The sequence below is a fragment of the Streptomonospora nanhaiensis genome (assembly GCF_026642255.1).
Classification (GTDB): domain Bacteria; phylum Actinomycetota; class Actinomycetes; order Streptosporangiales; family Streptosporangiaceae; genus Nocardiopsis; species Nocardiopsis tropica.
The window spans coordinates 4,185,879-4,199,577 of the sequence record NZ_CP113264.1 but is presented as its reverse complement, the minus strand read 5'-3'; the positions used below and the strand labels follow the sequence as shown (position 1 = coordinate 4,199,577).

Sequence of the window (13,699 nt, the reverse complement as noted above, 5' to 3'; positions counted from 1 at the left end):
GATTTTGCGAGTGTGTACTCGCGTGGTTGACCGGTGGTCGTTGAAACCGATATGTCGAAATCGTGACGGTTCGAAACAACAGGCACCCCCCTGACGTTCCGTGCCCCGCTGCGGGCGCGGCGCCGTGGGGAACGGCTGCGCCATCACGGTGCAGGACGGGAAGGACGGCCAGTGAACGACGTCAGCGGGGCCCGGCCCCTGACCTTCGGGCAGGAGCGCCTGTGGTGGCTCCAGCAGCTCGACCCGCACGACGTCAGCCACAACCTGGTCCTGCGCCTGGACTTCGACCCGGGTGTCGCGGAGAGCGCCCTGCGTGCGGCCCTGGACCGCCTCGTCGAGCGGCACGAGGTCCTGAGGACGGCCTACTCCGCCGACGCGGAGGGGGTCCCCCGGCAGCACGTCCTCACGGCGTTCACCCTGGAACCGGACCACGCGCGCGCCGACTCGGGCGAGGCCGTCCGGGACGCGGTCCGCGCAGCAGCCGCGCGGCCCTTCGACCTCCAGGGCGCCCCGCCGCTGCGGGCGCTGGTCGTCCGCCGCGCCGGCGGACCGGACACCTTCGCCCTGGTCGTCCACCACCTGGTGGTGGACGGGCGGTCCCTGGACATCCTGGAGCGCGACCTGCGGGCCCTCTACGGCGCGGCCCTGTCCGGAGGCGACGCGGGACTCGCGCCGGCGCCCGCCCGGTTCTCGGACGTGGCCGCGGCGCAGCGCACGCCCGACGCCGTCGCCGGGCTGTCCGAGCACGTGGACCACTGGCGCCGGGAACTCCAGGGCTTCGAACGCCTGGAGCTGCCGACCGACACGCCCCGTTCCGACGACTCCGCCCCCGAGGCGGACCGGGTGCGCTTCGAGCTGTCGCCGCAGGCCACCGCCGCACTGCACCGGTTCGCCCTGCGCATGCGGGCGGCCCCCTCCAGCGTCCTGGCGGCCGCGTTCCAGTTCCTCCTGGCCAGGCAGTCGGGGCAGACCGACGTCACCATCGGCACGGTCTTCACCGGCCGCACCGGCCCCGACCTCCAGGACGTCGTCGGCTTCCTCGTCAACACCACAGCCCTGCGCGCGGACCTGTCCGGGGTGCGGACCAGCGCCGAACTGGTACGCCTCGTGCAGGGCGGGCTGGCGCGGGCCCAGGCGCACCAGCACGCCCCGTTCGAGCGGGTGGCCGCGGCGGCGACGACCGCGCGCGACTCCCACCGCAACCCCGTCTTCGACGTGGTCTACGTCCACCACGGCGGTCCCGCCGATCCGGGCGGACCCGAGGGGGACCGGGGCGTCGCACGGGTTCCGTGGAACGGTTCGGCGGCCCAGTTCGACCTGGAGTTCAGCACGGCAGTGGCCGACGGCTGCCTCCGGGGAGTCCTGACGTACCGCACCGACCTGTGGCGGCGCCCGACCGTCGAGGCGATGGCCGAGCGCCTGCGCAGGTCGATCGAGCTGGTCATCTCCGGCCCCGACACCGCGATCTGGCAGTCCGACCTGCTGTCGGCCGAGGAGCGCCGTCAGTTGGTGGAGGGCTGGAACGGGCCCCGCGCGGAGGCTGCTTCGGCGTCCTTGGCCGGGCTGTTCGAGGCGCAGGTCGCGCGGTCCCCGGAGGCGCCCGCGATCGTCACCGACGAGGGGGTGACCACCTATGCCGAGCTCAACGCGCGGGTGAACCGGTTGGTCCACGAGCTGGTGGCCAGGGGTGTGCGGGGCGAGGACCGGGTGGCGGTCCTGTTGCCGCGCGGCGTGGAGATGGTGGTGTGCGCGCTGGCGGTGCTCAAGGCCGGTGCGGCCTATGTGCCGGTGGATCCGGAGTTCCCTCCCGAGCGCGTCCGCTTCATCTTGGAGGACGCCCGGCTCCGGGTGGTGCTGGACGAGGGGTTCCTGGCCTCGACCGACCTGTCCGGGCGGTCGGTGGAGAATCCGGCTGCCGCCGGGTGCCCTGCTGCGGGTGCGGTGCAGGTGCTCTACACCTCGGGTTCGACGGGTCGGCCCAAGGGGGTGACCGTCACCGGCGGCGCGCTGGTGAACCTGCTGTTGTCGGTGAAGCGACATCTGTCCTTCACCGAGCGCGACCGCTTCCTGGCCAGCACCACGTTCGGTTTCGACATCGCCGCCGTCGAGGTGTACCTGCCGCTGGTGTGCGGCGGCGCGACGGTCCTGGTGACGCGTGACGCGCTGCTGGACCCCCGCAAGCTGTCCGAGGCGGTCTCCACGCACGGTGTCACCCACATGCAGGCCACCCCCAGCTTGTGGAGGACCCTGCTCGAGGCGGGGGTCGACCTGTCCGGCGTGCATGTGGTGACGGCGGGGGAGCCCGTCACCCGGGAACTGGCCGACGCGCTGGCCTCCGCAGCCCGACGGGTGACCAACGGGTACGGGCCCACCGAGACCACGGTCTACTCCACGACCTGCCGCCTGCACGCCGACGCTCCCGTGACCATCGGCGTCCCGATCGACAACACCCGCGCCTACGTCCTGGACGGCAGCCTGAACCCCACCGTCCCCGGAGTGCCCGGCGAGCTCTATATCGCGGGTGCGGGGGTGGCGCGCGGCTATCACGAGCGCCCTGGCCTGACGGCCGGGCGGTTCGTCGCCGACCCTTATGGTGAGCCGGGTTCGCGGATGTACCGCACGGGTGACGTGGTCCGGTGGAGTTCCGAGGGCGCCCTGGAGTACGTGGGGCGCTCGGACTTCCAGGTGAAGATCCGCGGCTTCCGGGTCGAACCGGGGGAGGTCGAAGCGGTCCTGGCGGCGCATCCGGATGTCGCACGGGCGGTGGTGGTGCTGCGCGAGGACACCCCCGGGGAGAAGCGCCTGGTGGCCTACCACGTTCCCGTCGAGGGTGCGGAGGCCCCGGAGAACGGGGAACTGCGCCGCCTGGCGACCCGGGAACTGCCCGCCTACATGGTTCCGTCGGCGTTCGTGGCCCTGGAGGCGTTCCCGCTGACGCCGAACGGCAAGGTGGACCGGGCCGCACTGCCGGCCCCCGAGGCCGGGGACACGGTCGGACGGGGGCCGCGCACCGCGCGGGAGGAGATCCTGTGCGGGTTGTTCGCCGAGGTGCTGGGCCTGACCGACGTCGGGGTCGACGACGGGTTCTTCGATCTGGGCGGGCACTCGCTGTTGGCGACCCGGCTGATCAGTCGGGTGCGGTCGGTGCTCGGCGGTGAGGTGGGGGTGCGGGAGTTCTTCGACCGGCCGACGGTGGCCGGGGTCGCCCGCCTGCTGGAGCGCGAGGGCGGGAGTACACGTGCGGCGCTGGTGGCGGGGGAGCGTCCGGAGCGGGTGCCGTTGTCGTTCGCGCAGCGCCGGCTGTGGTTCCTGAACCAGATGGAGGAGCCGGGGACCTACAACGTCCCGGTGGCGTTGCGGCTGCGGGGCGCGGTGGACGTGGAAGCGCTGCGCGCGGCCCTGGGCGATGTGCTCGGCCGTCACGAGAGTCTGCGGACGGTCTTCGTGCAGGACCGGGACCAGGTCCGGCAGCACGTCGTCACCGCCGAACAGGCGGGCGTCCCCCTGGAAACGGTCGACTCCGACCCGGCCGGAATCCCGGCCGCGCTCGCGGAGTTCGCCGTGGGCGGGTTCGACCTCTCCACGCAGCTGCCGTTGCGGGCCCGGCTGTACCGGGTGTCGGACGAGGAGAGCGTGCTCTGTGTGGTGGTGCACCACATCGCGTGCGACGGGTGGTCGATGGCGCCGCTGCTGGGCGACCTGGGCCGGGCCTACGACGCCCGATCGCGTGGTGGGATCCCCGTGTGGGCTCCGCTGCCGGTGCAGTACGCAGACTTCAGCCTGTGGCAGCGCCGGGAGCTGGGCGAGCAGTCCGACCCCGGCAGCGTCATGCACACCCAGCTGGAGTACTGGCGCCGTGCCCTGGAGGGCGCGCCGCAGGAGTTGGCGCTGCCGACCGACCGGTCCCGGCCGGCGGTGGCGTCCTGGCGTGGCGGCACCGTCGACCTCGACATCCCCGCCGAGGTGCACGAGGGCCTGGTCGGCCTGGCCCGGGAGTGCGGCGGGACGCTGTTCATGGTGCTCCAGGCGGGCTGGGCGGCGCTGCTCGGCCGGCTGGGCGCCGGAACCGACATCCCCGTCGGAACCGTGGTGGCCGGAAGGCCGGACGAAGCCCTGGAGGACCTGGTCGGGTTCTTCGTCAACACCCTGGTGCTGCGGACCGACGTCTCCGGCGACCCCACGCTGCGAGAGCTCGTCACGCGCGTCCGCGAGGGCGGTCTGGACGCTTTCGCGCACCAGGACGTGCCGTTCGAGTGGCTGGTGGAGGTCCTCAACCCGGAGCGTTCGGCCTCTCGGCATCCGCTCTTCCAGACGCTGCTGGTGATGCAGAACAACCGGCGGACCTCGCTCGCTCTGGAGGGGTTGGAGGTCGAGGAGTACCCGGTCGATTTCCGGGTGGCCAAGTTCGACCTCTCCCTGAGCGTGTACGAGGAGTTCGGGGAGGACGGCGATCGGGCGGGTCTGGGCGGACACCTGGAGTTCGCCGAGGACCTGTTCGACCGTTCCACGGCCGAGCGGATCGTGCGCTGGTACGCGGCGGTGCTGGCCGAGATGGCCCGCGACGGCTCGGTCCGGGTCGGCCGGGTCGAGCTGCTCTCCCCCGGCGAGCGCGATCAGTTGGTGGAGGGGTGGAACGGGCCTCGTGTGGAAGCCGTTCCCGCGTCCTTGGCCGGGCTGTTCGAGGAGCAGGCCGCGCGGTCCCCGGAGGCTCCCGCGATCGTCACCGACGAGGGAGTGACCACCTACGCCGATCTCAACGCGCGGGTGAACCGGTTGGCCCACGAGCTGGTGGCCAGGGGTGTGCGGGGCGAGGACCGCGTCGCGGTCCTGCTGCCGCGCGGTGTGGACATGGTGGTGTGTGCCCTGGCGGTGCTCAAGGCCGGCGCTGCCTATGTGCCGGTGGACCCGGAGTTCCCCGCCGAGCGCATCCGGTACATCCTGGAGGACGCCCGGCCCCGCGTGGTCCTGGACGAGGACCTCGTGGGACGGATGGACCTCACCGCCCGCTCTGCCGCGAATCCCGAGTCCGTGGGATGCGCGGGGGCGGGCGCGGTGCAGGTGCTCTACACCTCCGGTTCGACGGGGCGGCCCAAGGGGGTCACCGTCACCGGCGGCGCGCTGGTGAACCTGCTGATGTCGGTGAAGCGGGACCTGCCCTTCACCGAGCACGACCGCTTCCTGGCCAGCACCACGTTCGGTTTCGACATCTCCTCCATCGAGATCTATCTGCCGCTGGTGTGCGGCGGCGCGACGGTCCTGGTGACGCGCGAGGACCTGTTGGACCCCCGGCGGCTCGCGGGCATGGTTTCCACGCACGGTGTCACCCACATGCAGGCCACCCCCAGCCTGTGGTCGACCCTGCTGGAGGCCGGCATCGACCTGTCCGGCGTGCACGTTGTCACGGGAGGAGAAGCGGCCACCCCGGAGCTGGTCCGTGCACTGGCCTCCGCGGCCCGGGGCGTGACCAACGGCTACGGGCCCACCGAGACCACGGTCTACTCCACGACCTGCCGCCTGTCCGAGGACGACCCGGTGACCATCGGCACCGCTATCGACAACACACGGGTGTATGTGCTGGACGACGCGTTGGCGCCTGTGCCGGTCGGTGTCGCGGGCGAGCTCTATATCGCGGGTGCCGGGGTCGTGCGCGGCTACCACGAGCGTCCCGGTCTGACCGCCGGGCGGTTCGTCGCCGACCCTTATGGTGAGCCGGGTGCGCGGATGTACCGCACCGGTGATCTGGTGCGGTGGAATTCCGAGGGCGCGCTGGAGTACGTGGGGCGCTCCGACTTCCAGGTGAAGATCCGCGGCTTCCGGGTCGAGCTGGGGGAGATCGAAGCGGTTCTGCGCGGCTGTCCGGGTGTGGAACAGGCTGTCGTCGTCGTGCACGAGGACGCGGGCGGTGAGCGGCGCCTGGTCGGGTACACCGTCCCTGCGGCGGGCCGGGTCCTGGACGCGGACGACATCCGGAGCCGGACGGAGTCGATGCTCCCCGGCTACATGGTCCCGCTCGTGGTGCTGCTCGACGCGTTCGCGTTGACGCCGAACGGCAAGGTGGACCGGGCGGCGCTGCCCGCCCCCGAGGCCGTGGCGGTGGCGAGTCGGGCTCCGCGTTCGGCGCGGGAGGAGATCCTGTGCGGGTTGTTCGCCGAGGTGCTGGGCCTGACCGACGTCGGGGTCGACGACGGGTTCTTCGATCTGGGCGGCCATTCGCTGTTGGCGACCCGGCTGATCAGTCGGGTGCGGTCGGTGCTCGGCGGTGAGGTGGGGGTGCGGGAGTTCTTCGACCGGCCGACGGTGGCCGGGGTCGCCCGGTTGTTGGGTGATGGGAAGAGTCGCTCTCGTGCGGAGTTGGTGGCGGGGGAGCGTCCGGAGCGGGTGCCGTTGTCGTTCGCGCAGCGCCGGCTGTGGTTCCTGAACCAGATGGAGGAGCCGGGGACCTACAACGTCCCGGTGGCGTTGCGGCTGCGGGGCGCGGTGGACGTGGAAGCGCTGCGCGCGGCCCTGGGCGATGTGCTCGGCCGTCACGAGAGTCTGCGGACGGTGTTCGTGCAGGACCGGGACCAGGTCTGGCAGCACGTGCTCCCACCAGGGCAGACGGAAGCCTTCTTCGACATCGTGGACCGTGCGCCCGGTTCCGGGGCCGCGGACGGCGCTTCGGAGGGGATCGCGTCGTCGTTGGCGGAGTTCGCCGTGGGCGGGTTCGACCTCTCCGCGCAGCTGCCGTTGCGGGCCCGGCTGTACCGGGTGTCGGACGGCGAGAGTGTTCTCTGTGTGGTGGTGCACCACATCGCGTGCGACGGGTGGTCATTGGCGCCGCTGCTGGGCGACCTGAGTCGGGCCTACGAAGCCCGCGTAGGCGGCCGGGTTCCCGGCTGGACTCCGCTGCCGGTGCAGTACGCCGACTTCAGCCTGTGGCAGCGTCGGGAACTGGGAGAGCAGGCCGATCCCGGCAGCGTCATGCACGCCCAGTCGGAGTACTGGCGTGGGGCTCTGCAGGGGGCGCCGCAGGAGTTGGCTCTGCCGACGGACCGGCCCCGCCCGGCGGTGGCGTCCTGGCGTGGCGACGCGGTCGGCCTCGACATCCCCGCGGAGGTGCACGAGGGCCTGGCCGGCCTGGCCCGGGAGTGCGGCGGGACGCTGTTCATGGTGCTCCAGGCGGGGTGGGCGGCGCTGCTCAGCAGGTTGGGCGCGGGCACCGACATTCCGGTGGGCACGGTGGTGGCGGGGCGTTCGGACGAAGCCCTGGAGGAGCTGGTCGGGTTCTTCGTCAACACCCTGGTGCTGCGGACCGACGTCTCCGGCGACCCCACGTTGCGGGAGCTGGTGGCCCGGGTGCGCGAGGGTGGATTGGACGCGTTCGCGCACCAGGACGTGCCGTTCGAGTGGCTGGTGGAGGCGCTCAACCCGGAGCGTTCGGCGTCCCGGCATCCGCTCTTCCAGACCCTGCTGGTGATGCAGAACAACCGGCGCTCCCCGCTGGAGCTCGCCGGGGTCGGGGTCGAGGAGTACCCGGTCGATTTCCGGGTGGCCAAGTTCGACCTCTCGCTGAACGTGTACGAGGAGTTCGGGCAGGACGGCGGCCGGGCGGGTCTGGTCGGACACCTGGAGTTCGCCGAGGACCTGTTCGACCGTTCCACGGCCGAGCGGCTGGCGCGCTGGTATACGGCGGTGCTGGCGGAGATGGCCCGGGACGGCTCGGTCCGGGTCGGCCAGGTCGAGCTGCTGTCGGCAGACGAGCGCCGTCAGCTGCTCCATACGTGGGGCCGGGGCGCACCGCACGCCGACGGGCAGAGCGCCACGGAGATCCTGCCCGAGCTGTTCGAGGCGCAGGTTGCCCGGACCCCCGAGGCGCCCGCGGTCGTCACCGACGAGGGGGTGACCACCTACGCCCAGCTCAACGCCCGGGTGAACCGGTTGGCCCGTGAACTCCTCGCGAGGGGGGTGGGGCCGGAGACACGGGTCGCCATCGCCCTGCCGCGATCCGTCGAGATGTTCGCCGCCGCGCTCGCCGTGCTCAAGGCGGGCGGAGCCTACGTCCCCGTCGACACCGACTACCCCCGTGAGCGCGTCGCGTTCATGCTCGCCGACGCGTCCCCCGCACTGGTGCTCACCACGGTCGCGGCCGACCCCGCGTCTCCCGCCGCACCTTCCCTGTGCCTGGACGACCCGCGGACCGCCGAGGCCGTGCGGAGCCGTGCGGAGCGGGACATCACCCAGGACGAACGCCCGGCCCCGCTCCGGCCCGAACACGCCGCCTACGTCATCTACACGTCCGGATCCACCGGAACCCCGAAGGGCGCGGTCAACCACCACGCCGGTGTGGCCAACATGGCCCGCGCCACCATCCGTGCCCTGGAACTGGGCCCCGGCGACGTCGTCGCGCAGGTGGCCTCGTTCAGCTTCGACGCCGCCTCCGCCGAGTGGTGCCACGCCCTGTTGAGCGGCGCCGCGCTCGCGGTGGCCGCAGCCGACACCGTCCTGGCGGGCCAGGACCTGGTCGACTTCCTCGACGGTCACCGGGCCACCCACGCCCTCATCACCCCAGCGGTCCTGGGTTCCCTGCCCGAGACCGCGCCCGCCGTGCTCACCGGACTCCGCTCGCTGGCCTCGGGCGGGGAGGCGTGCTCGACCGAGCTGGTGGAGCGCTGGGCCGAGGGCCGGCGCATGGTCAACGCCTACGGTCCGACCGAGGCCGCGGTCTGCTCCACCTTGAGCGACCCGCTCAAGGGAAGCCCCGGCCGTGTGCCCATCGGACGGCCCCTGTCCGGCACGCGGGTGTATGTGCTGGACGACGCGCTGGCGCCCGTGCCGGTCGGTGTCGCGGGCGAGCTCTATATCGCGGGTGCGGGGGTGGCGCGCGGCTACCACGAGCGTCCGGGGCTGACGGCCGGGCGGTTCGTCGCCGATCCGTTCGGTGAGCCGGGTTCGCGGATGTACCGCACGGGTGACGTGGTCCGGTGGAGTTCCGAGGGCGCCCTGGAGTACGTGGGGCGCTCGGACTTCCAGGTGAAGATCCGCGGCTTCCGGATCGAGCTGGGGGAGATCGAAGCGGCTCTGCACCGTTGTCCGGGTGTGGAGCAGGCCGTCGTCGTCGTACGTGAGGACACGGGCGGTGGGCGCCGTCTGGTCGGGTACGCCGTCCCGCCGGCGGGACACGGCTTGGACACGGACGGTATCCGGAGCCGACTGGCCGGGGAACTGCCCGCCTATATGGTTCCGTCGGCGTTCGTGGCACTGGAGGCGTTCCCGCTGACGCCGAACGGCAAGGTGGACCGGGCGGCGCTGCCCGCTCCCGAGGCTGTGGCGGTGGCAAGTCGGGCCCCGCGTACGGCGCGGGAGGAGATCCTGTGCGGGCTGTTCGCCGAGGTGCTGGACCGTCCCGACGTCGGGATCGACGACGGGTTCTTCGACCTGGGCGGCCACTCACTGCTCGCGACCCGGCTGATCAGCCGGATACGGACGGTGCTCGGCGGTGAGGTGGGGGTGCGGGAGTTCTTCGACCGGCCGACGGTGGCCGGGGTCGCCGGCTTGTTGGAGCGCGAGGGCGGTCGTGAGCGTGCGGCGCTGGTCGCGGGGGAGCGGCCGGAGCGGGTACCGCTGTCCTTCGCCCAGCGCCGGCTGTGGTTCCTGAACCAGATGGAGGAGCCGGGGACCTACAACATTCCCGTGGCGCTGCGGCTGCGCGGCGCGGTGGACGAGGAGGCCCTGCGCGCGGCGCTGGGCGACGTGCTCGGCCGTCACGAGAGTCTGCGGACGGTCTTCGTGCAGGACCGGGACCAGGTCTGGCAACACGTGCTCCCTGCAGAGCAGACCCCGGCGCCGCTGGAGATCGTCGACCGCGAGTCGGGGGAAGACGTCGCCGGACTGACGGGGTTCGTCGCGCGCGGTTTCGACCTGTCGGTGGAACCTCCCGTGCGTGCCCGGCTGTACCGGTTGTCGGACGAGGAGAGCGTGCTCTGCGTGGTGGTGCACCACATCGCGTGCGACGGGTGGTCACTGGCACCGCTGCTGGATGATCTGAGCCGGGCCTATCGGTCTCGCGCACGCGGCCGGGTCCCCGACTGGTCGCCGCTGCCGGTGCAGTACGCCGACTTCAGCCTGTGGCAGCGCCGGGATCTGGGTGATCAGTCCGACCCCGGCAGCGTCATGCACACCCGACTGGAGTACTGGCGCCGTGCCCTGGAAGGGGCGCCGCAGGAGTTGGCGCTGCCCACCGACCGGCCCCGCCCGGCGGTGGCGTCCTGGCGTGGCGGCACCGTCGATCTCGCCCTTCCCGCGGAGGTGCACGAGGGCCTGGCCGGCCTGGCCCGGGAGTGCGGCGGGACGCTGTTCATGGTGCTCCAGGCGGGCTGGGCGGCGCTGCTCAGCCGGCTGGGCGCGGGTACCGACATCCCCGTGGGGACGGTGGTGGCGGGGCGTTCGGACGAGGCGTTGGAGGACCTGGTCGGGTTCTTCGTCAACACCCTGGTGCTGCGGACCGACGTCTCCGGCGACCCCACGTTGCGCGAACTCGTCATGCGCGTCCGGGAAAGGGGTCTGGACGCGTTCGCGCACCAGGACGTGCCGTTCGAGTGGCTGGTGGAGGCGCTCAACCCCGAGCGTTCGGCGTCCCGGCACCCGCTCTTCCAGACCCTGCTGGTGATGCAGAACAACCGGCGGACCTCGCCGGCTCTGGAGGGGCTGGAGATCGAGGAGTACCCGGTCGATTTCCGGGTGGCCAAGTTCGACCTCTCCCTGAGCGCACACGAGGAGTTCGACGAACAGGGTGCGCGAGCGGGTCTGGTCGGCCGGTTGGAGTTCGCCGAGGACCTGTTCGACCGTTCCACCGCCGAGCGGCTGGCGCGCTGGTACGCGGCGGTGCTGGCGGAGATGGCCCGCGACGGCTCGGTCCGGGTCGGCCGGGTCGAGCTGTTGTCGGCCGACGAGCGCCGTCAGCTGCTGCACACGTGGGGTCGGGGCGCACCGCACGCCGACGGACCGACCTCCGCGGAGAGCCTGGCCGGGCTGTTCGAGGCGCAGGTCGCGCGGTCCCCGGAGGCGCCCGCGATCGTCACCGACGAGGGGGTGACCACCTATGCCGAGCTCAACGCGCGGGTGAACCGGTTGGTCCACGAGCTGGTGGCCAGGGGTGTGCGGGGCGAGGACCGGGTGGCGGTCCTGTTGCCGCGCGGCGTGGAGATGGTGGTGTGCGCGCTGGCGGTGCTCAAGGCCGGTGCGGCCTATGTGCCGGTGGATCCGGAGTTCCCTCCCGAGCGCGTCCGCTTCATCTTGGAGGACGCCCGGCTCCGGGTGGTGCTGGACGAGGGGTTCCTGGCCTCGACCGACCTGTCCGGGCGGTCGGTGGAGAATCCGGCTGCCGCCGGGTGCCCTGCTGCGGGTGCGGTGCAGGTGCTCTACACCTCGGGTTCGACGGGTCGGCCCAAGGGGGTGACCGTCACCGGCGGCGCGCTGGTGAACCTGCTGTTGTCGGTGAAGCGACATCTGTCCTTCACCGAGCGCGACCGCTTCCTGGCCAGCACCACGTTCGGTTTCGACATCGCCGCCGTCGAGGTGTACCTGCCGCTGGTGTGCGGCGGCGCGACGGTCCTGGTGTCCCGCGAGGACCTGTTGGACCCCCGGCGGCTCGCGGGCATGATCGACCGGCACGGTGTCACCCACATGCAGGCCACCCCCAGTCTGTGGAGGACCCTGCTGGAGGCCGGCATCGACCTGTCCGGCGTGCATGTGGTGACGGCGGGGGAGCCCGTCACCCGGGAACTGGCCGACGCGCTGGCCTCCGCAGCCCGACGGGTGACCAACGGGTACGGGCCCACCGAGACCACGGTCTACTCCACGACCTGCCGCCTGCACGCCGACGCTCCCGTGACCATCGGCGTCCCGATCGACAACACCCGCGCCTACGTCCTGGACGGCAGCCTGAACCCCACCGTCCCCGGAGTGCCCGGCGAGCTCTATATCGCGGGTGCGGGGGTGGCGCGCGGCTATCACGAGCGCCCTGGCCTGACGGCCGGGCGGTTCGTCGCCGACCCTTATGGTGAGCCGGGTTCGCGGATGTACCGCACGGGTGACGTGGTCCGGTGGAGTTCCGAGGGCGCCCTGGAGTACGTGGGGCGCTCGGACTTCCAGGTGAAGATCCGCGGCTTCCGGGTCGAACCGGGGGAGGTCGAAGCGGTCCTGGCGGCGCATCCGGATGTCGCACGGGCGGTGGTGGTGCTGCGCGAGGACACCCCCGGGGAGAAGCGCCTGGTGGCCTACCACGTTCCCGTCGAGGGCGCGGCGGCCCCGGAGAACGGGGAACTGCGCCGCCTGGCGACCCGGGAACTGCCCGCCTACATGGTTCCGTCGGCGTTCACGGCCCTGGAGGCGTTCCCGCTGACGCCGAACGGCAAGGTGGACCGGGCGGCGCTGCCCGCCCCCGAGGCCGAGATCGCGGTCGGGCGGGCTCCGCGCACCGCGCGGGAGGAGATCCTGTGCGGGCTGTTCGCCGAGGTGCTGGACCGTCCCGACGTCGGGATCGACGACGGGTTCTTCGACCTGGGCGGCCACTCACTGCTCGCGACCCGGCTGATCAGCCGGATACGGACGGTGCTCGGCGCGACCGTCGACCTGCCCGCCTTCTTCCGCTCCCCGACCGTCGCGGGCATCTCCGAGGCCGTCGCCGAGGAGGGCGGACGGCTCCGGCCGCACCGTCCCGGTTCCCAGGCGCCCCTGCTGGCCCTGCGCGGCGGCGGAACCCTGCCCCCGCTGTACTGCGTACACCCGGTGACCGGCCTGAGCTGGTGCTACGCCGCTCTCGCCGAAGGCCTGGGCGACCGTCCCGTGTACGGGATCCAGGCCGGGGGGACCGACGGCGCGGGCGGCGCCCCGCAGACGGCCGCCGACCTGGTCACCGACTACCTGGCCCAGATCCGCTCCGTCCAGCCGCACGGCCCCTACCACCTGCTCGGCTGGTCCCTGGGCGGGAACATCGCCCACGCGCTGGCCTGCGCCCTCCAGGAACAGGGGGAGGAGGTGGCGGTCCTGGCACTGCTGGACTCCTACCCGCACGAGGCCGAGGGCGTCGGCTGGCAGGACGGGATCGGGCCCCAGGAGGTCGCCCGCCTCATGGGCGCGACGGAGGCCGCGCCCGCGCTCGGGGAGGCGGACCTCGACGCCCTCACCCGCACCGCGAACCGGCTCCTGCGCATCGTGGCCGAGCGGCCCACCGCCCGCTTCGAGGGCGACATGCTGTTCTTCGCGGCGACCCGGGGGCGCGGCCGGGTCGCCCCGTCGACGCGGGCGTGGGACCCGCACGTCAGCGGCCGTGTGGAGCGTCACGACATCGACGCCGAGCACGCCCGGATGACCGACCGCGAACCCCTCGGCGCCGTCAGGAAGATCCTGGACGGCGTGCTCGCGGACCCGTGAGCCGTCCCGCGCAGGACGACCACCCGCACACGACCACACCCGTGGAGGAGAACGCGATGACCAACCCGTTCGACGCCGAGGACGGTACCTTCCTCGTGCTCAGGAACGCCGAGGGGCAGTACTCGCTGTGGCCCGGGCACATCGCGGTGCCCGCCGGCTGGGAGAGCGTGTTCGGTCCGGCCGGCCGGGAGGAGTGCACCCGGCACATCGACAGCGAGTGGACCGACATGCGGCCCGCGAGCCTGGTCCGGCAGGCGGAAGCCGGCGCCTGAGCGCCCGCCGCGCCGCC

2 protein-coding genes are annotated in these 13,699 nt (G+C 72.5%); both read left to right on the top strand.

All coding sequences use genetic code 11. The features are described 5' to 3' along the window. Positions 1 to 171 precede the first annotated feature (171 nt). Positions 172 to 13,410, top strand: coding sequence for a non-ribosomal peptide synthetase (locus tag OUQ99_RS18255; protein WP_267944976.1), 13,239 nt, complete (start codon positions 172 to 174; stop codon positions 13,408 to 13,410). Next, complete coding sequence (locus OUQ99_RS18250) at positions 13,407 to 13,682, top strand: MbtH family protein (protein ID WP_431061428.1); 276 nt, start codon at positions 13,407 to 13,409, stop codon at positions 13,680 to 13,682. The genes OUQ99_RS18255 and OUQ99_RS18250 overlap by 4 nt, the downstream gene beginning before the upstream one ends. Positions 13,683 to 13,699 lie beyond the last annotated feature (17 nt).